This is a genomic window from uncultured Deefgea sp. (genome assembly GCF_947072475.1).
GTDB lineage: Bacteria > Pseudomonadota > Gammaproteobacteria > Burkholderiales > Chitinibacteraceae > Deefgea.
This window is the reverse complement of record NZ_CAMTIA010000009.1, coordinates 1-21,435: the sequence shown is the minus strand read 5'-3', so window position 1 is coordinate 21,435 and position 21,435 is coordinate 1. Positions and strand designations below refer to the sequence as shown.

Genomic DNA, 21,435 nt, shown 5'->3' with positions numbered 1-21,435 from the left:
CTTGTGCCGATTGTTGAGTTGGTGCTGAGCTGACTTAGGGATAGCCCTAGGCTTGTTAAACATGAGTTTGATTCGTAGCATGAAGCTTGTTTCTCAACGACAGAGCATCGGGCTTTGGGTTGCGGTGAACCATAACAAGACGGGAGATTTACATGAATACTTCGCTGCCACGGGCTAGTTGTCCATTTGCTGTTTTGCTGCTGACCTCTTTACTCGCCGCATGCGGTGGCGGTAGTGATGTCAGCATCCCACCGGACACCCGCAATATTAAAGAAGTCGTTTCCTTTGGTGATAGCCTCAGTGATGTGGGCACGTATAACCCGACGACAGCCGACGCAGATACGACGAATGATCAGCCATTGGGCTTGCGATTTACCACTAAGCCCATCCTCAAAGTCGACGGTAAGCCAGATCAGGCTACTCCGGGCGTTGTTTGGACTGAAGTGCTGGCAAATGAATATGGTTTATATCTCATTCCAAATCGCTTGGTTAATTTTAGTGGCATTAACCCAGCGACTGGTGCAGCTGTCGGCACAGTTGGCTCTATGGGTAAGATTTATGATTTTGGTGGCACCGCTTATGCAGAGGGTGGTGCAAGAATTGAAACTGAGCTGACGGTCAATGCCAAAGGTCAGCCGATTAATAATGGCGTGATCACAGTGGCACCTGGCGTTACATACCAATCGGCAACGGCATTATCGATTAAAGGCCAAATCGCCAAATACAAAGCGGCGCGTACCAGCTTTAATCCGAGCCAGCTGGTATTGATTCAAGGCGGTCCGAATGATTTCTTTGCTTTCTTAGGTGGTGTGGCCGAAGGTAAGATCGATCCCGCGACGGCGCAAACTGAAATTAGCAAGAATGCATTGGCCATGGTCACTCAGGTGAAAACCCTGGTTGCAATGGGCGCGACCAAGGTGGTGTATGCCAATATGCCTGATTTGGGCGTGACGCCACAGTTTGCACCAACGCCATTAAAAGGCTTGGCCACTTCGATTTCGACGGCGTACAACCAAGCGGTTGCAGCGGGCTTAGCGAACGAAATCGCCGCGAAGCAAGTGCTGATTTATAACACTGCTGGATTAGTGGCTACGGCCATTTCTAGCCCGGCAAGTTTTGGCTTGGTTAATACCAGCGCCATGGCGTGTAATAACGATACCACGCCATCCGCTACGCCTTTGCCGCCGAGTGTTGATCCAAGCAAAGTCTCTGCACTGACATGTAATCCTAAAACCTTGGTGGCAGTGAATGCAGATATTAATTATCTGTTTGCCGATGGTGTTCATCCTTCGGTTGCTGGGCACACGGCTTGGGGTAAAGCCGCCGCCGCGACGGGGATTGCTTCTGGTTACGTTAAATAATTTTTAGCGTATAAAAAACCGCGTTAGGCTCAAGGCTTGACGCGGTTTTTTTACGTTTAGAATTTTGCTTATTAGGGTTTGTCTTTGCCTTGGAATGGGTAGCGATTAATTTGCCTAAAGACGGCCAGCAGCTTGGCGAGTGCAGCCGGTAAAATTGGGGTATGAGCCAATTGCATGCTCTGCCCCTAATGCCGTTCACTTAAGCCAAGTGAGCGGCATTTTTTTCCTCTATTTCATTGCTGGTGTCGCTTTTGACGCAAAGGTACAGAGAAAATCAATCGAAAAGCCCTGAATTTCCTCCGCGCCTCTGCGCCTCTGCGTCAGGTTTTCAGGGTTTGTCGTTAAGTGAACTGTATTTATGCTCTGCCCCTGCATTTTGCGGACCAGCTTTGCTGGGGTATGGGTAAATAATACCTCAGTGACTGATGCTGCAGCTTGCTAAGTATTACGCTGCAATTACGTGGATTTTTTGGCGCTAATCAGGGGTGGTATTTTGTCGCAAAAAGAGAGGTTGATGGCTTAAGCATTGATTTTTATCAATGTTGCAATGCAGCATAAAGAGGATCTTGGCGAGCTTGTCTTTATCTTTTTGGAAAGCATCATGTCGTATCACGAAGTAGAAAACCTCGCCCTCACGCAACATACTGTGCCGCAACCTCCGATCTGGATTGAACTTTGGTTGGCGTACTTAGATGGTGAGGTCTAAGGCTGTAATCCGTATCGACCTCACGCCGCATTAAGCTGCATGGTTTAACGTTGCAAGGACGTCTTGTCCACGGCGCAAGATTAAAGAAGTATTGATGCCACCAAAGGCAAAATTATTGCTCATCGCATATTGGCAATTGAGCTCACGCCCAGTCACCGGTAAGTAATCGAGTGCACCACAAGCGGGGTCAACGGTATCGAGGTTGACATTACCCGCGTACCAGCCCCGATTGAGCATTTCGATGGTCATCCATGCTTCTAGTGCGCCGCATGCACCCAAGGTGTGACCAAAATACCCCTTGAGTGAACTAAAGGGCATGTGCGCACCAAAAACGCGGTTAGTCGCTTGGCTTTCTGCAATATCTCCTTGATCAGTGGCCGTGCCATGCGCATTTACATAACCGATGTCGCCGGCATTGAGCCCCGCATTGGCCAGCGCCAGCCGCATCGCCACTTCCATCGTGGCGGTTTCAGGTCGAGTCACATGCGCGCCGTCTGAGTTACAAGCAAAACCGACAATCTCGGCATGAATTCGCGCACCGCGCGCGAGCGCATGCTCGAGTTCTTCCAAAATCAGCGTGCCCGCACCTTCACCAATCACCAGACCATCGCGATGCGCATCAAAAGGGCGCGGCGTGGTGTGTGGTGCATCGTTTTGGGTGCTGGTGGCATAGAGGGTGTCAAACACCATGGCTTCAGTTGGGCAAAGCTCTTCAGCACCACCGGCAATCATCATTTGCTGTTGGCCATATTTGATCGCCTCATAGGCGTAACCAATGCCTTGGCTGCCCGAAGTGCAGGCGCTCGATGTGGGGATGACACGACCTTTAAGGCCAAAATACACCCCAATATTGACCGCCGAAGTGTGACTCATCATCCTGAGGTAAGAGTTGGCGCTTAGGCCGTTGACATCTTTTTCGATCAGCGCATAACCAAATTCGCGCACCGCATCCGTACTGCCAATCGATGAGCCATAGGCCACGCCCATGCTGCCATTTTGAATTAAGGGATTGCCCAGTAAGCCCGCATCCGCCAGCGCGTATTCGGACGCCAATACGGACATTTTGGCAACGCGGCCCATTGAGCGGGTTTGCTTACGGGTATAGTGCGCGGGCAGGGCAAAATCAGGAATAGGGCCCGCCAATAAGGTGTTAAGGTCTTGGTATTGCGCCCAGTCATCCATACGGCGGATGCCGGTTTTCCCTGCACGCATCGCCGCAGCAATGGTCGGCCAATCACCGCCCAAAGAAGAGATGCCGGCCATGCCGGTAACAACAACTCGTTTCATTTACGTCTTACCTAGGTAGTTACTCGCCATACAAGGAGTGTACCGCGACTCAATTGATTGTATTGCGACTTAAAATCAACATAATCCGCCATTCACTGCAATCACTTGCCGCGTGGTATACGCGGCACCCTCGCTCATCAGATAGCTCACCGCAGCGGCAACTTCTTCGGGCCGGCCCATTCTGGCCATTGGGATCATTTTTTTGATGTCTTCTAGCGCCGGTAAGTCTTGAATTATCTCGGTCTCGATCAGCCCCGGTGCCACACAATTGACGGTGATTTTTCGGCTGGCCAATTCGAGTGCCAGCGCCTTACACGCGCCGATTAAGCCGGCTTTGGCGGCGCTGTAATTGACTTGTCCTCGATTGCCAATCAAGCCCGACACCGAGGCAATCGCCACGATACGCCCGGTTTGACGCCGACGCACCATGGGCATAGATAGGGGATGCAGCACATTATAAAAGCCATCCAAATTGGTGCTGAGCACCAGATCCCAATCGTCGTCGCTCATCGCCGGAAACGCCGTATCCCGCGTAATGCCCGCGTTGATAATCACGCCGTATGGCGCGCCATGTGCGGCCACATCGGCTTCAATGGCCATGCGAGTTTGCGCGCGATCGGTCACATCAAAGCAGATCAATCGGGCCTGACGGCCTAGCGCGACAATCTGTTGTTGCAGCGCAAGCACGCTGTTTTGATTACGGTGGTAATGCAAAATCAAATCAAAACCATCGCTGGCCAATTTGAGCGCCATGGCGCGGCCAAGGCCACCGCTGGCGCCGGTAATTAAAATCGTATGCATGGTTGTTCGCTTAATTGCTTAAAAAGTCGCTTGGGTTTTCGGGTTGAAAGCCATTAATCCGCGCGTTCACTGCAATGACTTGCCCGTCGGTTGTTACGCCGTTCACGCTGGCGGCAAACACCGCCATGCCATTATCGCCCTTGATCACTTCGTTAACGCAAATCGTGAGCTGCGTGCCCGGTTTAAAGCAGGGCACATTGCTTGCAAAGTGCCGCGTGCCCAACAAAAAACCAATTTTTGGCGCTTGGCCGCTGCGCCGCGCATGGCAGCCATCAAGGGCGGCAATCGCTTGGGCCATGTATTCAATGGCGACATAAGCCGGCACACCGCCCAGTATCGGATCATTAAATAGGCTATCGGCTGGCACGGTCAGCGCCGCAGTCAGGCTGTGTGCATCAAATTGAATAATGCGATCGAGCAAAATCATTGGTGCGGCATGGGGCAAGACCTCATGCGGTAAATAGTGTGGGTGGTTCATATAGGGACTCGCTGCAAGATCAGGCTGACATTATTGCCGCCAAAGGCAAAGGAATTACTCATCGCCGTGTGCAGCGCATAGCTTTGTCCCGCTTGAGCCCAGTTCAGTGGGGGTAAGGCTGGGTCAAACCCGTTACCGTCATCATTGTTGCAAAAGGGGGCGGGCAGTTGTTGCAAAGGGTTGAGTGAGGGCTGCAACAGCAGCCAGCAAAACGCCGCTTCAATGGCACCAGCCGCCCCCAGGGTATGTCCTGTGAGCGATTTGGTGCTGCTGCTTGGCGGTAAATACCCAGCAAATACATCCCGCACCGCCACGCTTTCCATGGCATCATTTAATGGCGTTGCTGTGCCATGTAGGTTTAGGTAATCGATTTGCTTCGCGGGCAATGCCGCATCGTTGAGCGCGGCGCGCATGGCGGCGACTGCGCCATGTCCTTGCGGATGGGGCGCTGAAATATGATGTGCGTCGCTGCTGGCGCCGCAACCGAGTAGTTGCACAGGGCCACGCTCTCGGCTCATCAGCATCAGCGCAGCCGCTTCGCCGATATTGATGCCATCGCGCTTAGCATGAAACGGCTGGCATTGCGCTGCACTGATCGACTCTAATGCCGCAAAACCATTGAGTGTGAGCTGGCACAAGCTATCTACGCCACCGCAAATCACCACATCGACCAGACCCATGTTAAGCAGTCGGCGCGCGGCGATAAAGGCTCGGCCACTGCTGGAGCAGGCGGTCGAAATCACATACGCTGGGCCTTGAATTTGATACAGCTCGGCCAAAAACCGCGCCGGATCGGCCATTTCTTGGCGCAAATAACTGTAGTCTGCTGGTGCTGCTTCGCCACGCGCTAGCGCGGCGATGGCCGCTTCGCTTTCGGCTACGCCCGAGGTGCTGCTGCCTAAAATAATCGCCACACGCGCCGCGCCAAAGCGGGTAATGGCGGCGCGAATTTCGGCGTCAATTTGCTGGCTGGCGGCATACAGCAGTTGATTATTGCGACTGTGAAACTGCGCCCATTGCGGCGGCAACTTGGGTAATTGCGCCGACACCGCGCCAATCAAAGTTGGGCGATCAATCAGCGTACTTGGCGCTGGCGTCAAACCATGCTGACCGGCAAGCAGTGCGGTTATCGTTTCGGTGTGGCCAATACCGAGGGGGGATATCAGCCCAAGGCTGTTTAAATACGTGCTCATTCGGGCAATACCTCAATACTTAACCCATACTCGGGGCGCTTTAGCTCAATTTTTCCGGCGCTATGGCTGACTTCGGCGTATTTTTTGCCGCGATACCACCAATGCGTGACGCCGTTTTCGTGATGACGTTGCCAGTGCGCTGGCAGCACCGCGTTAATCGGCGCGTGGGTGATTTCAAAATCACGCCAAACTGCGTCCAGTGGCATGAACTTGGGCCACCAAGGGCCGGCCTCGGTGATGAGTTGATCGCCAACACGGGTGAGGCTAAATAAGCGTTGTCCGGTTGGGCTAATGGCGACCACGCGCAAGGTGTGGCCATCACTTTCGACTCGGGCGGTGAAAGCCAATGTTTGCTCGCCACTGTGGATGGTGAGTAACTCGCTTTGCGCGAGCGGCGTAAATTGCGCCACTGGCAGCAGGGGCGCGTGACTGCACGCCAGTAGCCAACTGCAAAGCCAAGCGATGCTCAGCCGATACCACCACAACTTGATGCTCGTATTCGCGGTGGACGCTGTCGGTAAATTGCGGTTAAGCGGCATGCGGTTTGTCGCCTTGCAACGGTAGTTCATCCGGATGACTGGCCGCGGTGGCCAGTCTGGCCATTGGTGCAAAAATAAACGCCAGCGTAACGCCAAATAACACCATCATGCCAAATGATTGCGCGGCCGGTAGGCTAGACATCGCCAACAGCCCAAACGACAGCAATGTGGTGCTTGAATCGAGTGTAACGCCGAGCATCGCTTGATGCGCTTCTTCGCCAGACTCGCGAAAAAAAATCGCGTAGTCGATACCCAGTGCCAGTACGATCAGCAAGGCAAAGGCCGAAAAGATGTTCAAGGTCATACCCAGTATGCCAAACAGCGCCAGCGCGCCCAGTGCCGCCAACACCGAAGGTAAAATAATCAGCGCAGCCCCGCGCCAGCCATGCCGTGGCGTCATCAATGCCGCCATCAGTAGCAAAGACAGCGCGGTGAGCAGCAAGGCAATATTGCGGTAGCGCGCCATGAGTTCGGATAAATCGTTCACTTTATCGACAAAGCGCACGCCATCGAGTGAAATACCCGCCAGCGCGGCTTTATCTTGGATATTGGACACCAAGAGCAAAGAGGCAAAACCGCGCTCAGTTTGCCCCAGCCAGAGCATCGCGTCGGCACGGCCTAAATCGCTATTGAGCCATTGCTCGATATTGACCGGCTGCGCTTGCGCCAATGCCGTTTGATCGGCGCGAATGGCCGTCTCAGACAAGCCCAGTTCGCGCAGCCAAGCGCTGTATTGCGGCGTGGAAAGCACGGTTTTTAAAACGTGCAGACGCTGCGCTTGGCTGGCGGTATCGGGTAGATGTTGCGATATTGAGCGGGTGGCGCTGATGGTGTTATTGGCCAGCAATGGATTGAGCTTGGCCAGTAGTGCTTGTTCACGCTGCAAAACTTGGTCTGCGCTGCGGCCTTCAATTAAGAAAAATTGACTCTCGGGCGCATGGCGAAACAAGTTTTTGATGCGCTGCTCCATTTGCCCCAGCGCCGGGTCAACCGTGTAAAAGCGCTGTAAATGATCATCGGCGCGCAATTGGCTTAAGCCATAGAGCAGGGGAATGAGTAAGAGTAAAAGATATTTTTTGCTGGGTATCAGCGTATAGGCTTTAAGCAATAAATCGGTAAGGCGCATACCCTTGGTGTTGGGGCGGTAGTTTTTTAGCAGGGTCGGGAAAGCCAGCACCACGGTTAAATAGGCGGCGATTAATCCACTGGCAGAAAAAACGGCAATTTCTCGCAAACCCGGAAAAGGCGCGATGGCCAGCGCCAAATAGCCGGTAACACTGGTTAACATGCCGTAAAACAGCGCTGGGCGTAATTGTTGGACGGCTTGGGCGATGGTCCAATCTTTGTCTGCGCCCAGACTGTCGGCAAAGCAATGCGTGCCGTAATCAATGGCGACACCAATCAAGCTGGCACCAAACACCAAGGTCATGACGTGAATGCTGCCCATGATCGACACGGTGGTAACAATGGCGACGCCAGTGGCAATCAGTAAGGGCAGTAAGCACAGCGCAATAGCCCAAACGCGGCGAAACGCCAACCACATTAATAAAATCGAGCCGATCCATGAACCGACACCAATGCGGCTGATTTCCGCTTTGGCTTTTTTGCTCGCCAGATCGCTATGCAGCGCAACGCCGGCGGCAAGCGCCTCCACGCCGCTGGCGGTTTGGGCGCTATGAATTGCAGCATAAATCGCTGTGGCGGTTGGTGCGGGGCCGGTTTTTTGTGGCGCTGTCTCATTTGACGCAGCCTCATCTGACGCGCTGTCGTCAAAAGCGCGGGTGTTGCTTTTGGCTTGAATCAGCACCCAAAATTTGTTTTCCCCGCGCAGCAATACCATGCCGCTGGCCGGATCAAAATCAACGCCGTCAGCAACTTGGCGGCCGATTAAATCGCCCGCCAAAAACAGCGGATCGCGCTCAAGTAGCGCGCTGCGTAAGTTGCCCAGTGGGCCGTAGAGCTGGGCGGCTTGTGCTTGTAAATAAGCGTCAAGCTCACCGGTTTGCAATTGCGCAATGGTGGCGGGGTGAGCCAGTGCGTAGCGAAACGCCGTGGCGCTGGCTAGCGCATCATTTCGCGGCTGGCGCAGCACCACGCTGGCAAAAGCCTGCGATTGCGTCAAGCTATTGGCCGCTTGCTCGGCGGCGGCCATCGCCGCTTCGCGGGTGGGCGCGCCGATCAGTAGTACATTGCGCTCACCCAATTGCTGCTCAAGTTGCTGTACTGCGGCCAGCACCACGGGGTCGCTCTCGCCAGCCGGTAGCATCGCCATCAAATTGGTTTGCAAGGGCAAGCCGCGTTGCAGTAGGGTGCTTAGCAAAATACCCAGTATCAGTATGCCGCTGCACCAGATATAAAATCTGGCTTTCTCTGATATACCTAGCGTCATTGGCGTAAGAACTGATTTTGTTCAGCGGTCGACAGCGCGCCAGCTGCTCGAACTTGGCTAAGCGTGTAATGCGTGCTGTCGCCGTTTTTTTCGGCGATGTCGATTTGCTGTAACACGCTCGCTCCAGTGAGGGTCAGCGTGTTGGCAAAGCTGGCAAAGAGTCCTGCTTTGGGTTTGAGTGTGAGCTGCCAGCGCTGGCCATCCACGTAGCCAGTGATGACAAAGTCCGCCTCTAAAGCCGCCCAATCACCGGCCACCAGCGCCATAAAAATCCGTGAAACGGCGCTATACGCCGGTTGCGATTTGGCATCGACGCGCACAATGGTTTTGCCATTGACGCTTTGAATCAGCGTATCGGCAGTGATGATGCTGTCCGAGGCATAGGGTTTTTCAATTTGCCACAGCAAACCTTGCTGCTTTAGATAGACAAATTGGCCGCTGGCGAGCAGCGGTTTGGAGAGCTTGGCGATGCGTTTTTCTTGGCGAAATTCACCGCGCAAGGTGTCTTTAACGCTAACGCGGGCTTTCACGTCGTCGAGTAAGGCGCTGTGCGCAGGCGCGACCAGTAATAGTAGCGCGAGAGCGAATGCTTGAAGGTTCATGGTTGGGCTAGTCCTGGTTTTTTCGGTCCTGACGTTTGCGGATCTAATTCTTGCAGCCCTAATTTCTCCCGCAGGATCTCTGGCGAAACAAAACACATTTCACCGCTACTGAGATCAACCGCCACTTGTGTGGTGTCGCCCTTGGTGAGCAATTGGCCGCTGGCCACATCGTGGATGCGATAGCTGATTTTTAAGCGGTTTTCCCATTCCACAATACTGGCGGTAACGCGCAGCGCTTGCTCAAAGCGGGCTGGGCGCGAATAGCGAACATGCAAATCAATCACCGGCCACGCGTAGCCAGACGCTCGCATGCCGGGATAGTCATAATCAAATTGGCGCAGTAGCGCGCTGCGGGCGAGCTCAAAATATTTAATGTAATGGCCGTGCCAAACGACTTCCATCACGTCGATATCATGAAACGCAGGGGTGATTTCAATACTGTGTGAGTGAATGGCGTGCATTAGGCAGCTCCAGGAACGCTGAGACTTTGCGCTTGAATTGCCGCAATCACCGCGCGCAAATCGGTGTCGAGCGCCCGATCTTCAACTAAATGCGCCGAAAAAGTACGAACTTCAGCCATAAAGGCATTCACCGCTGGCGCGCATTGCGCGGCGCTAAGCTCGCCTTGGGCGATGCGCAGTTCAACACCTTGGACTGCAGCCAAGGCATGGGCGGCGATGACTTGCTCGGTCAATTGCAATACCCGCAATGCGTCGCGCGCGGCAATGGTGCCCATGCTGACTTTGTCTTGATTGTGGCATTCGGTGGAGCGGCTAAATACGCTGGCCGGCATCGTTAGCTTAAGCGCCTCGGCGGTCCATGCTGAAGCGCCGATTTGCACGGCTTTAAAGCCATGATTAATGGCGCGTCGCTCGCCGGTGGCTCCCGATAGATTGCTCGGCAAACCATGGTTGTAGCGGGTGTCGACTAATAGTGCCAGCTGGCGATCCATTAAGTCGGCTAAATTGGCGACGCAGTTTTTTAAGCTGTCCATCGCAAAAGCAATATGCCCGCCGTAAAAATGCCCACCGTGTAACACATGCTCACCTTCGCCGTCGATAATCGGGTTGTCATTGGCGCTATTGAGCTCGTTTTCGATAAATTGGCGCAGCATCGGCAATACGTCAGCCAGGACGCCGATGACGTGCGGCGCGCAGCGGATTGAATAGCGATCTTGTAGCCGCAAGCCTTCGCGCGGTGCTTCGCCAGCGAGTAAATCGTCGTGTATCCACGCGGCGACTTCGTTTTGCCCCGGATGCGGTTTAACTGAAAACAGCTTGGCGTCAAAATGATAGCTATTGCCATCGGTGGCCAGTGAGGTGAGCGCAGTGAGGCGGGCGCATAATTTCACCAGATATTCCGCGCGGCGATAGGCAATACACGCCAGTGCCGTCATCACCGCCGTGCCATTCATTAAGGCCAAGCCTTCTTTGGGCGCTAGCGTGAGCGGGCTGATATTAAGTTCTGTGTATGCTTTTTGAGTGGGGTATGGCTGGCCATCTCGGTAAATATCTCGCTCCCCAGCCAATACTGCCGCGACGTAAGACAGCGGCGTTAAATCGCCACTGGCGCCGACAGAGCCTTCTTCGGGAATCACCGGCACGAGATTTTGGTTAATCAATGTCGCCAGTTGTTCCAGCAACACCCAGCGCACGCCAGAATAACCTTGCGCCAAAGACAGCAGTCGAACCGCCAAAATCGCGCGGCCGGTAAACTCATCAAAAAACGCCCCTAAACCACAACCGTGATACGTATACAGTTGGCGCGGTAATTCGGCGACCAAATGCGCGGGAATGGCCACCGTGCACGAGTCGCCGTAACCGGTGGTGACGCCATAAATTTCACCGTGCTCGGCGAGCAGCTGCTCGAGAAACTGACTGCCGGCATGCACGCGGCGGATGAAGGCGGCGTCGTTAGACAATTGCACGCCATGACCGGCCGCAACGGCGAGGATGTCTTCAATCGTGAGGCGTGCAGCGCCAAATTCAATACGGTCAGCAGGGCGATTCATAGGGGCAGCCAAAAAGAGTAAAAGTTATACCACTGCAAAGGCGCAAGCTGGCAGTAGTGAGCCAATCGGTCGGCGTAGCGCTGTGCTGATTGTTGTAGCCAAGGTTGCCGCGCTGCTCGGGCGATGGTTTGCGCTTCGCTGAGCGTTTCCAGATAAACATGCAGGCCATCGGCCGCTTTCAGACAAACCGCAAAAACCAGCGGGCATTGCATCAAGAGCGCCAGCAAATGCGGGCCTAGCGGCAGTGCAGCCGGCGCGCCCAGAAAATCGACGTTGAGCGTGCGGGTGTGGGTGTTGACCGGCACGCGATCGGCGGCAATCACCAGCCATTCCCCGCGCGCCACCCGCTCGGATAAGTCCGCCGCTAAGGCGGCGTTTAGATCTTCAACTTGAATTAGCCGCACCGAGTGAGTCCCGGCTTGCGCCGCCAAAATACGGTTAAATTGCTGCGCGTGTTGCGTATACACCAAGACATTGAGCGTGAGCTCGCTAATGTGTTCTGACAAAGCCTGCATTGCTTCGGTATTGCCTAAATGCGCTGTGAGCATAATGCCGCCTTGGCGCTGCGCCAATCGGGCTTGCATCATCGCTTGACCATGCATGTGCACTTGGTTTGGATTAAATTGCCCCGACCAAACGCGCAATTTGTCCAGCGTGGTGTCGGCAAAGCTCAAATAGTGTTGCCAACTCAATCGCAGCGATGGCGTGAACTTTAGCGCTGGTGCTGCCCGCTTTAATTGCCGCAAATAGTGTAATGAAGCGCGGCGAGCTGACGGGCCAAAGACAAAAAACCAAGCCAGTACTGGGTAAAGTATCAGTGCAAACAGCGGCCGACCGCCAAGACGGTAGGCGGCGAACATGCTTTTCATTCCCCAGAAGGCCATGCGCCCCCCGCGCTCGGTTTGCGCGCTCCAGCTCGATTTACTCATGTGCGAAACCAAGGGCGATTAAGTGCTGTAGTGGATTCATGCTCGAAACCAAGGGGCGATCAAGTGCTGTACTTGATTCATGTGCGAAACCAGCGCGCAATTAAGCGTGGACTGCGCCACAGCATGCCAAAAAACAGTTTGGCGTGTAGGCGTGAGATCAGCAGATTGTCGCGCCATAGCGCAAAGTGCGACACGCCATCGAGTGGATATTGCACTGGTGTGGGCAATTGCACGATGGGCACGTCGGCCCAGTACAGCCGCACCATGATTTCAATATCAAACTCCATGCGGCGGCCAAGTGCTTCGCGCTCGATCAGGGCGCAGCTTGCGGCCAGCGGGTAGACGCGAAAGCCGCACATGGCGTCTTGAATCTGCAATGACAAAGTGTTAATCCACACCCAAATATGCGTGGCATAGCGCCCGTACAAACGCCCCTTAGGTACGGAGGCATCGTAAATCGGTCGCCCGGCAATCAGCGCATTCGGTTGCGTCTGTGCAGTATGGATAAATTGCAAAATATCCGGGGTATGATGCTGGCCATCAGCATCAATCTGTATCGCGTGGCTATACCCTAGTTGCTTAGCCCAGCGTAATCCCGCCATGACTGCGCCGCCTTTGCCCAGATTGTGTGGTAAGTGCTGTACTTGCAGCCAATCGGCCTGCTGCGCCGCTAAAGTGCTGAGCGTATGGCGGCAAGCGGCGTTGCTACCGTCGTCAATCAGTAAGCAGGGCAGATTAAACGTGCGTAATGCCTCAAGCACCGCGCCAATGGCGTGCTCGTGGTTGTAAACCGGAATCAAAATACAAGGCTTAAAATCGCTCATGCGGCAAAAACCAATCGGCCTGAGGAATGGCTGCCTTGCTCGGAAGTAAAAGCAAACGTCACCCTTTGCCGCATTTCATCCCAAGTGAGCTGCAGCGTGAGCACGGTGTTGGGCCGGATGATTTGCTGAAATTTAATCACTTCCATCTGGCTAAATGCGCCGGGGATGGCAAAGTATTGACGCGCGAATTGGGCCGCCCAATGAATTTGCGTCACGCCGGGCAAAATCGGCGCATTGGGAAAGTGCCCCGCAAAATAGGCTATATCGGCGGCGATGAAGAGTTGCAATTGGCATTGTTCGTCGTCTTGCTGCAGCGACAGTGTTTGCGGCAGCAAGGCGGGCGACGCAAATAAAAGCTGTAAAGCGGCTGGCGTGGTTTTGCCTTGTGCATTGACCGGTAAAGCGGCCGCAAAGCGCCAGCGGCGCGGGATAGCCACGCGCTCGATGTCGCCGATTAAATGTTTTTTAAGTTGCTTGATGAGTGCGGTTTTTCCCAGTTGCACCAGTAGCGCAATGCCCGCTGCATTGAGCACGATGACGGCATTTAAACTTTGCCGACCTTGCGTTTCTGCAGCAAAAACCGCAGCGTCAGTGACTTCGGGTAAATGCTGTAAAGCCTGCTCGACGCGAGCGAGTGCAATGCGTTGTTCTTCGATTTTCGCAATGCGATCGAGCCGCCCTAAAAGCGTGAATCTGCCATCGGCGCTGATGCTGGCGGCGTCATCCATCACGACCCATTGATTGGGCAATAAATGTGCTGAGTTAATTTCAAGCGCGCCAGCGTCGTTAATGCGCAGCGCTACATTGGGCAGCGCTTGCCACGCTGTAGGCTGTTGCCGCCAAGCGACGCCGCCAGTTTCGGACGAGCCAAAAATCTCGGTGATGGGCATGCCGCTATAGTGGGCAATCCGCTGGGCAACTTCGGCGTTAAGTACGCCGGCAGATGAAAACAGCGCCGCCAAATGCGGCCGAGTTGCCGCCCACGGCTGCTGTTCAGTGAGCCGCTTGTAATGCGCGGGGCTGGCAATCCAGCTGACTTTGCCTGCCGCCTGACTCATTGCAAACAGCTGCTCGGGGAAAAATGCCGCCTCGGCAGCAAACACGCGGCCAAAGCTCACTGGCCAAATGATTCGAAACAATAAGCCATAAATATGTTGCTGGCTGACCGTCGCCACAATGACCGAATCGGCCATTTGCGCGCCAAATAGCGACTCTAATACGGCAACTTCAGTGAGCAGTTGCTGCAGCGTTTTATGAATCGCCTTGGGTTCACCACTGGAGCCCGAGGTATAAATCACCAGCTGACAAGCATCGGGCGCGTAGGGGGGGAGTTGTGCTGCCTGCTTAATTGACGCCGGTTCGCACAGTGCAGCAATGACTAAGCCCCATTGCGGCTCATCGGCGAGACGCAGTGTTGCTGGCGTGGCATTGATCCGCGTTTCATCACCGGGTAGATGCACGATTTTATCGGTTTGCCATGCGGCATACAGGGCGACGGCAAACCAATACGCGTCACGGCAAAATAGGCTGATTTCGCGCTCGTTATGCATCGCCAACGTGTGCGCCAGCGCCGCCACGTGCGCGCTAAATTCGCTGCTGCGGATCAGTCGACCTTGTTGTAATGCAAAGTCATAAGCAGGGGTATTGCGATCAAGCCATTTATTTATCATTGTTTGGTGCGAATACGCTGTCGCAGTATCCATTCTCCAGCCATCAAAGCGCCCATGAGCACATAGGCGATGCCGCCATTATATAAAGTCCAGTAATCCCAGCTGGCATAGCGTGCCGTCCACAGCGCGATGCTGCCGTTGAGCATAAAAAACCCACACCAGACTTGCGTCACTTTGCGGGTGTACGCCACGCCCGATGCCGGCAAATTAGGCTCGCTCAGTCTGGCTAGGCGCTCAATTACGCTCGGTCCGCGCCACAGGCTGTAGGCAAACACCGACAACATGGCCAGATTGATCAAGACCGGATAGTAGCGCAGCCAAGCTATATTGCCCTGCATATAGAGTATGCCAGCCAGAACCAATAAAATGGCGACTTGTAGTGGCATACCTGGGGTGTATCTGGCGCTGACGCCTCGAATAATGGCCAGCAAAATCAAACCCAGTGCCAAGGTGCTGATTGACACCTGTCCTAATGAAAAATACACCAAGAGCGGGTAGAGCAGCATCAATAGCCCGCTGATAAGGGTGAGGGTTTTTTTCATTGTGTGGTTGAAACTACGCTTGCAGCAGTTTATCCACCGTGTCGATGACGTCTTGCACGGTGCGAACTTGTTTGAAGTCGGCGGGGCTGATTTTTTTACCCACCAGCGTTTTGAGTTCTGCGGCCATATCCACCGCATCGATGCTGTCGATTTCTAAGTCGGCATACAATTGGGCATCAGGGGTGATGCGCGCTGGATTGATTTCAAATAGCGTAGCGATAATGTTCACGACCGCGTCGTGAATGGCTTTTTTGTCCATAAAATTTCTCTAATTGGGTGCGTACTTAAACTGCGCGTTGTGTGCTCACCAGCTCGGCCAAGGCGCGAATTGAGGCAAAGTGCCGGTAGTTTTCGGTCGAATCATTCTGCAATTTGATGTTGTAGCGTTTTTGTAAACCCACGCCCAATTCCAGCGCATCAATCGAATCCAGACCTAAGCCTTCATTAAATAAGGGTGCTTCAGCATCGATGTCATCGATGGTGATGTCTTCTAAATTCAGCGTTTCAATGACAAACAGTTTGATTTCGTTAATCAGCGGGTTATCCACGGTTTAATTCCTGCGTGTAAAGGTCGATAAGGTCACGATTGAGGCGACGCGCAGCAATCGGGTCGCTATTGGTTCGGCGATACGCGCTGGGGTCGATGTCGTCGAGTACGCGTAATGTCATGACAAAACGGCGGGGCGGTATCTTGTACCACTTTTCTTGCTTGGTCAAAGTGCTTGGGCTAACGGTAATCACCACTGGGGTTAATATTTTTGCGCCTTTGATGGCAATGGTGGCCGCGCCACGGTGTAATTGCAGGCTTTGGCCGGGCGTGCTGCGCGTGCCTTCGGGGAAAATAATCAAGCAGTCGCCTTGCGCTAGCGCGGCGACGCTGGCTTGAATCATGTGCTCGTTACTGTCGTTGGGTATAAACCCGGCGGCAGCAACGGGGCCAGCCACGCAAGGGTTGCGCCATAAACTACCTTTGACGACGCAATTGGGCGCATCGATCTGCGCCATGATAAACACCACGTCGAGCAAAGACGGATGATTGGCGATGACCAATTGCCCGGGTCGGCCGAGCCGATCTTGGCCTTCAATCTGCCAGTGCAGAATGCCTACAAACCGCATCCAGCGCATAAAGTAGGCAAAGATCCGATGAATAATTTGGCGCGCGCGCGTTTGCCTTTGCGCTTTGGGCGTGAGGCGATTCAGGACGGGAAACAATAAGCCCAGTAAAGCGCCGCCAATACCAAAACAGCTAAAGGTAATCACGGTCGCTATTTGGCGCTGAAGGGTGTTTATTTTTTGCGCCAGACTCATAAGCGAGTCCATTGCCAATTACATCGGGCTCCGGCGGTGATCAGCTGCGGCGCATCGCTATGCCACCATTGCAAAAATGCTAAATGCGTGGGATCCAGTATTGGGGCGTGGGTTTTGGGGATGGCGCTTAATTTTAAATTCGCGGGCTGGGTATTGATCAATCCAGCGAGCGCAAAGCGGGTCGTACTTTCTGATGCGTCGGGATTAAATATGGCGGGTACGGCTTCATCGGTGCACATCAGTAATACAGCTGGGTTGGCCTGATCGGCCAGTAGTGTGGCCGCCTCCAGTAAACCCATTGGCAGTGTGTCGATGCCGGCGCTGATGGCGCTGCATTCTGCGGTTTGTTGCGCTTGAATGCTCCATAAACCTTGAATGGCATTGTGAACTGAGTGGCTAAAGCGCGCGGGCGACAATAATTCATCTTTGGCTAAGGCTTGCAGCATCTGCGTGGTTTGTACGATTTCGCCATGGCGTGAGGCAAAAATACAGCGCAGCGCGGTTTTTTCTGGATTGATGTCGTGCGCCAGTTGCAAATTAATTCGCGCTAAGGGCGATAGGCGTCGGCGTTGCAATGGCGCAATAAAATCCAAACTTGGCACGTCATTGCGCGTTTCATGCCAACTACCAAGGCGTGAAAGATGAATTTGAATGGACCAATAGGGCGAGAGCATGACGAGGAAAACCAGAAAATCAAAACTAAAAATAAGGCGCAGTATGGGATGGGTTTAATGCATGCCGAGCCCCAATTTTGCCATAGTTTGCTATGACAAAGTCAATTTTGTGCTTTGAGCGCCGAGGCGCAATCGTGTTGGCGCAAGGGCGAGCTGCTGATCGAGCGAGGTAACTTGGTGAGTTATCTCGCCGCGACATCTGGTTCAATAGTTAGTTTTTCATCAGTCCTAACGCTTGTAAGCTGTCTTTGCTTAATTGAATGCGCTGGCTGAGTGGCTGTGTTTTGGCTTGATCGATATTGAGCGCAAAGCTATAGATCTTGCCGTCTTCTTCTAGCCAGCCGACAAACCAGCCAATATCTGATGGGCTGTCGCGGTAGAGCCCGGTTTTACCGAAGAGTGTCCAGCCTTTGCCCGATTCGAGTTGCATGATCTCGCGCACCGCGCTTTGTGCTGATTTCGGTAGCGGGAGTTGTTTTTGTGCGAGTCGAGCTAAAAATTGGCTTTGTTCAATCGGGCTGATTTTGAGTGGCCCTTTGAGCCAAAATTGATCGACTTGCTGCCCAATATCGGCATTGCCGTAATTGAGTTGACTCACATCACTTTGCATGGCGCTCAAGCCGATTTTTTTGGCCAGTTGCTGGTAGGCGGGCACGTTAGATACGCGCAGCGCTTCGCGTAAACCCATGTCATGCGCCCAGCTGGCTAAATAAACGGGTTGTCCATCGTAATGATAAAACACCTCATCCACACTGCTGACCGCCTTGGTACTGAGACCAATTAAGCTACTGGCGACTTTAAAAGTTGAGGCAGGAATAAAGCGCGTTGCAGCTCGCTCGTTATTGTGCCCGATGAGTCGCTGCTGGCTGACATCCAATATGGCGATGCTGCCTTGGATCTGGTTTTTCGCAAAGACAGCGGCGATTTGGCTGTTTTCTTCAAAACCCGATGCTTGTGGCGTGATCAAGGTTTGGGCTTGCGTGAGCCCAGTACAAAAAGTCAAAACCGCCAGTACGGCGGCAAAATGCGCAGCACGTTGGCGGCGTAATTTCACGCCCCAAAGGGCGGCGCGAATAGCTAGGCGGGCAGGCATGCGTGTGAATCCGATTCAGTCAAGTGGGCAAGAATCGGCATGGTAGCGCAGCGCATCGGGCATTAAAAGTAATAAAGTCAGCTGCAGGCCAAGATGTACGGGCGCGAGTTTAGTGCTGGCAGCCCGGGCCGCAATGATGTGGCGTGGGTGCGGCTGAGCTCACTGCGGCGGCTGCGCCTTTGATTTGTACGCTAACGGCGCTGAGCTGTTTTTGGTATTGTGCAGCAGCACAAGCGGGGCATTGGCTGAGCGCGGGGTCGCTGAGTTTTTGTAAGTGTTCACCATAGTGCGCGCAGGCGGCACAGCGATAGGCGTAGATGGGCATGGTTTTCTCTTTTTTTGGCGCGTTTAGGTCGGTTTGCTGACGAACTGTACCGCAGTCGCTGACAAATTAGCGAGTGTTGTTAGTGTTGCCTAGATCGGGAAAGCTTCAATAGGCACCGCGCATTCAATCCGTTATAAGCAGCAATCTCCCCTTTGGTTTTTACGCCGCCATGCTGACGCAGCAACTCTCTTTGGTTTTGCAATTATTGCAGCAAACTTGCATTTTCATGGTCATCGCTTGGCTATTGGCGCGAACGCCGTTGTTTACGCCCTTGATGCAAGTGACCATTCGCTTGCCGCATAAACTCACGTGCTATTTAGTGTTTTCGGGGTTTTGTGTCCTTGGCACGTATTTGGGGCTCAAGGTGGATGACTCGATTGCCAATATTCGCGCCATCGGTGCGGTGTTGGGTGGCTTGTTGGGCGGGCCTTCAGTGGGTTTGGCGGTGGGCTTTACGGGTGGGCTGCATCGCTACTCCCTCGGTGGGCCGACGGATGTGGCGTGTATGATTTCAACGATTTGCGAAGGCTTGTTCGGCGGCTTGGTGCATCGCGCCTTGATCCGTCGTGGGCGAGTGGATTTGTTGTTTCAGCCTATGCTGGTCGGGATTGTGACTTTGCTGGCTGAAATGCTGCAGATGGGGGTGATCCTCGCGGCAACAAGGCCGTATTCGGTGGCGTATGGCGTGGTCAATAGCGTGGCCTTGCCGATGCTGATTGCCAATAGCGTGGGTGCGGCAATGTTTATGCGCTTATTGCTCGATCGGCGGGCGATGGCCGAGCAGTATTCGAGTGCTTTTTCAGCGCGTGCTTTGCGAATTGCGGCAAGAACTGAGGGTTTATTTCGGAGCAGCTTTAACGAAGCCAATTCAATGCGCGTGGCGCAGATTATTTCGGAAGAAACCGGGGTTGGCGCTGTAGCCATTACCGATAGAGAAAAACTACTGGCCTTTACCGGCACGGGCTCAGACCATCATTTGCCCGGCACGCCCATTACTTCCAAACATACGCAAGATGCGATTCGTGATAATCGGGTGGTGTACGCCGATGGCAATGAGATTGCCTATAAGTGCTCAATTCATCCCGAATGCCGCCTTGGCTCAACCTTGGTGATTCCATTGCAAGACGCCGATGATCAAGTGATTGGTACCATTAAGTTGTATGAGCCTAAGGGGCGTTTATTTGCCAAGCTTAACCGAACCTTGGGTGAAGGCATTGCCAAACTATTGTCGCGGCAAATTCTCACTGGCCGGATCGAGGCGCAGCGCGCATTGCTAGCGCAGGCCGAGATTAAATTGCTGCATGCACAGGTCAATCCGCATTTTTTGTTTAATGCGCTCAATACCTTAAATGCGGTGATTCGGATCGATCCGGCACGAGCGCGAATTTTGGTGCAGCATTTATCGACTTTTTTTCGTAAAAACCTCAAGCGACCTGATGGCACCGCCACGTTGGCTGATGAAATTGAACATGTGAATGCCTATCTGCAAATTGAATTAGCGCGCTTTGCCGAGCGTTTGCAGGTTGAGGTCGATATCGCACCGCAATTTAGTCAGGTAGGCTTGCCGGCTTTTTCATTGCAGCCCTTGGTCGAAAATGCGATTAAACATGGCACTTCGCAACTACTGGGTGCCGGGAAAATACGGCTGTATGCTGAGCCCGCCAGTAAGGGCAACACTTTGCTGTTGCACGTTGAAGATAATGCCGGTCTTTACAATGCATTGCGAAAAAGTAGTGATGGGATGGGGATGAGCTTGGTCGATCGGCGCTTAAAAGCGCAGTTTGGTCCAGAGTACGGCTTGAGCGTAGCGCATGAGCCCGAGCAATTTACCCGCATTAGTTTAAGTCTGCCGTGGGTGGCTGAGGAATTGTTGGTCGTTGAGTCATTGTTGGCGGTGGAGAAATTGTGATGCAGGCTTTATTGGTGGATGATGAACCGTTGGCGCGCGATGAATTGCGCTGTTTACTCGAGGATGCGGGTATTGACGTGGTGGGTGAGGCGAGCAATGCCATCGAGGCGATGCAAATGATTTATCGTTTGCGCCCAGATGTGGTGTTTTTGGATATTCAAATGCCGAGGATCTCCGGCTTGGAATTGGTCGGCATGCTCGATCCCGATAAAATACCGCAGATCGTCTTTGTGACGGCATTTGACGAGCATGCAGTAAAGGCGTTTGAAGAGCATGCATTTGATTATTTACTCAAGCCAGTACTCGCCAGTCGATTGAATAAAACCTTGGCGCGCTTAACCAAGCAAAATAGCGCTGTGCTCGATTACCAGTTAATTGCGCCACGGCAAGCTCTAAGGCAGTTGCCGTGTCATCGACATGATCGGATTTTATTATTGCCGCTGGACGAAGTTGATTACGTGGTAGCTCGTTTATCTGGCGTGTATTTGGTGACGCAAGATGGTACAGAGCATTTTACTGAGCTGACGTTGAAAGTTTTGGAAGAAAAAACCGGCTTGCTACGCTGCCATCGGCAATATCTGGTCCACCCCGAAAAAGTGGCGCAAATTGTGTTGGGCGAAACCGGCGGCGGCGAGGTGATTACACGTGCTGGACTCAATGTACCAGTGAGCCGACGGTTTTTAAAACCGCTGAAAGCGCAGTTGGGCGTTTTGTTTTAGCTTGAAGTGATTTAAAGAATGCTTTTAAAGGTATATATCGCTAGGCTTTGACCGATCAAGTGCTTGGCGATATAC

Annotated in this window: 22 protein-coding genes; 3 read left to right on the top strand and 19 right to left on the bottom strand. The window is 53.4% G+C overall.

Features of this window, described 5'->3' with window-relative positions; genetic code table 11:
• Window positions 1–152 precede the first annotated feature (152 nt).
• Window positions 153–1,361 carry an SGNH/GDSL hydrolase family protein gene (locus Q0V82_RS05000; protein WP_297573160.1) on the top strand — a complete coding sequence of 403 codons (1,209 nt, stop codon included), beginning with the start codon at window positions 153–155 and terminating at the stop codon, window positions 1,359–1,361.
• A 736-nt stretch (window positions 1,362–2,097) separates the two neighbouring features.
• Here the strand turns inward: Q0V82_RS05000 and Q0V82_RS04995 are convergent.
• The 19 genes from Q0V82_RS04995 to Q0V82_RS04905 form a co-directional block, all read right to left on the bottom strand.
• Window positions 2,098–3,354 (bottom strand): beta-ketoacyl-ACP synthase, encoded by a 1,257-nt coding sequence (locus tag Q0V82_RS04995; RefSeq protein ID WP_297573159.1) that lies wholly within the window; start codon window positions 3,352–3,354, stop codon window positions 2,098–2,100.
• A gap of 75 nt (window positions 3,355–3,429) precedes the next feature.
• Window positions 3,430–4,155 (bottom strand): 3-oxoacyl-ACP reductase FabG, encoded by a 726-nt coding sequence (gene fabG / locus Q0V82_RS04990; RefSeq protein ID WP_297573158.1) that lies wholly within the window; start codon window positions 4,153–4,155, stop codon window positions 3,430–3,432.
• Window positions 4,156–4,165: 10 nt separating this feature from the next.
• Window positions 4,166–4,633, bottom strand: a complete 468-nt coding sequence (locus Q0V82_RS04985; RefSeq protein WP_297573157.1) for a hypothetical protein — start codon at window positions 4,631–4,633, stop codon at window positions 4,166–4,168.
• Window positions 4,630–5,826: a beta-ketoacyl-[acyl-carrier-protein] synthase family protein gene (locus tag Q0V82_RS04980; RefSeq protein ID WP_297573156.1), complete on the bottom strand. Its 1,197-nt coding sequence runs from the start codon at window positions 5,824–5,826 to the stop codon at window positions 4,630–4,632. The genes Q0V82_RS04985 and Q0V82_RS04980 overlap by 4 nt, the downstream gene beginning before the upstream one ends.
• A complete protein-coding gene (locus Q0V82_RS04975) occupies window positions 5,823–6,365 on the bottom strand; it encodes a DUF3261 domain-containing protein (RefSeq protein ID WP_297573155.1) in 543 nt (180 codons plus the stop codon). The genes Q0V82_RS04980 and Q0V82_RS04975 overlap by 4 nt, the downstream gene beginning before the upstream one ends.
• Window positions 6,355–8,754: an MMPL family transporter gene (locus Q0V82_RS04970; RefSeq protein ID WP_297573154.1), complete on the bottom strand. Its 2,400-nt coding sequence runs from the start codon at window positions 8,752–8,754 to the stop codon at window positions 6,355–6,357. The genes Q0V82_RS04975 and Q0V82_RS04970 overlap by 11 nt, the downstream gene beginning before the upstream one ends.
• Window positions 8,751–9,356 (bottom strand): outer membrane lipoprotein carrier protein LolA, encoded by a 606-nt coding sequence (locus Q0V82_RS04965; protein WP_297573153.1) that lies wholly within the window; start codon window positions 9,354–9,356, stop codon window positions 8,751–8,753. The genes Q0V82_RS04970 and Q0V82_RS04965 overlap by 4 nt, the downstream gene beginning before the upstream one ends.
• Window positions 9,353–9,817 (bottom strand): thioesterase family protein, encoded by a 465-nt coding sequence (locus Q0V82_RS04960; protein ID WP_297573152.1) that lies wholly within the window; start codon window positions 9,815–9,817, stop codon window positions 9,353–9,355. Before Q0V82_RS04960 ends, Q0V82_RS04965 begins: the two co-directional genes overlap by 4 nt.
• On the bottom strand, window positions 9,817–11,367 hold the full coding sequence (gene hutH / locus Q0V82_RS04955) for a histidine ammonia-lyase (protein ID WP_297573151.1): 1,551 nt from the start codon (window positions 11,365–11,367) through the stop codon (window positions 9,817–9,819). Before hutH ends, Q0V82_RS04960 begins: the two co-directional genes overlap by 1 nt.
• Window positions 11,364–12,296 carry an acyltransferase gene (locus Q0V82_RS04950; protein WP_297573150.1) on the bottom strand — a complete coding sequence of 311 codons (933 nt, stop codon included), beginning with the start codon at window positions 12,294–12,296 and terminating at the stop codon, window positions 11,364–11,366. The genes hutH and Q0V82_RS04950 overlap by 4 nt, the downstream gene beginning before the upstream one ends.
• A 77-nt stretch (window positions 12,297–12,373) precedes the next feature.
• Window positions 12,374–13,120, bottom strand: coding sequence for a glycosyltransferase family 2 protein (locus Q0V82_RS04945; RefSeq protein WP_297573149.1), 747 nt, complete (start codon window positions 13,118–13,120; stop codon window positions 12,374–12,376).
• A complete protein-coding gene (locus tag Q0V82_RS04940; protein ID WP_297573148.1) occupies window positions 13,117–14,790 on the bottom strand; it encodes an AMP-binding protein in 1,674 nt (557 codons plus the stop codon). The genes Q0V82_RS04945 and Q0V82_RS04940 overlap by 4 nt, the downstream gene beginning before the upstream one ends.
• Complete coding sequence (locus Q0V82_RS04935) at window positions 14,787–15,332, bottom strand: hypothetical protein (protein ID WP_297573147.1); 546 nt, start codon at window positions 15,330–15,332, stop codon at window positions 14,787–14,789. The genes Q0V82_RS04940 and Q0V82_RS04935 overlap by 4 nt, the downstream gene beginning before the upstream one ends.
• Window positions 15,333–15,345: 13 nt before the next feature.
• Entirely contained in the window at window positions 15,346–15,591 is a 246-nt protein-coding gene (locus Q0V82_RS04930; protein ID WP_297573146.1) for an acyl carrier protein, read from the bottom strand.
• A gap of 25 nt (window positions 15,592–15,616) precedes the next feature.
• On the bottom strand, window positions 15,617–15,880 hold the full coding sequence (locus Q0V82_RS04925) for a phosphopantetheine-binding protein (RefSeq protein WP_297573145.1): 264 nt from the start codon (window positions 15,878–15,880) through the stop codon (window positions 15,617–15,619).
• Window positions 15,873–16,640 (bottom strand): 1-acyl-sn-glycerol-3-phosphate acyltransferase, encoded by a 768-nt coding sequence (locus tag Q0V82_RS04920; RefSeq protein ID WP_297573144.1) that lies wholly within the window; start codon window positions 16,638–16,640, stop codon window positions 15,873–15,875. The genes Q0V82_RS04925 and Q0V82_RS04920 overlap by 8 nt, the downstream gene beginning before the upstream one ends.
• On the bottom strand, window positions 16,637–17,314 hold the full coding sequence (locus Q0V82_RS04915; protein ID WP_297573143.1) for a beta-ketoacyl synthase chain length factor: 678 nt from the start codon (window positions 17,312–17,314) through the stop codon (window positions 16,637–16,639). The genes Q0V82_RS04920 and Q0V82_RS04915 overlap by 4 nt, the downstream gene beginning before the upstream one ends.
• A 211-nt stretch (window positions 17,315–17,525) precedes the next feature.
• Window positions 17,526–18,407: a class D beta-lactamase gene (gene blaOXA / locus Q0V82_RS04910; protein WP_297573142.1), complete on the bottom strand. Its 882-nt coding sequence runs from the start codon at window positions 18,405–18,407 to the stop codon at window positions 17,526–17,528.
• Window positions 18,408–18,516: 109 nt separating this feature from the next.
• On the bottom strand, window positions 18,517–18,732 hold the full coding sequence (locus Q0V82_RS04905; protein ID WP_297573141.1) for a zinc ribbon domain-containing protein: 216 nt from the start codon (window positions 18,730–18,732) through the stop codon (window positions 18,517–18,519).
• Window positions 18,733–18,901: 169 nt separating this feature from the next.
• Between Q0V82_RS04905 and Q0V82_RS04900 the strand changes: the two genes are divergently transcribed.
• Together Q0V82_RS04900 and btsR are read left to right on the top strand one after the other, a co-directional pair.
• Window positions 18,902–20,641 carry a sensor histidine kinase gene (locus Q0V82_RS04900; RefSeq protein WP_297573140.1) on the top strand — a complete coding sequence of 580 codons (1,740 nt, stop codon included), beginning with the start codon at window positions 18,902–18,904 and terminating at the stop codon, window positions 20,639–20,641.
• Window positions 20,641–21,360: a two-component system response regulator BtsR gene (btsR, locus tag Q0V82_RS04895; protein ID WP_297573139.1), complete on the top strand. Its 720-nt coding sequence runs from the start codon at window positions 20,641–20,643 to the stop codon at window positions 21,358–21,360. Before Q0V82_RS04900 ends, btsR begins: the two co-directional genes overlap by 1 nt.
• The last annotated feature ends 75 nt before the right edge of the window (window positions 21,361–21,435 follow it).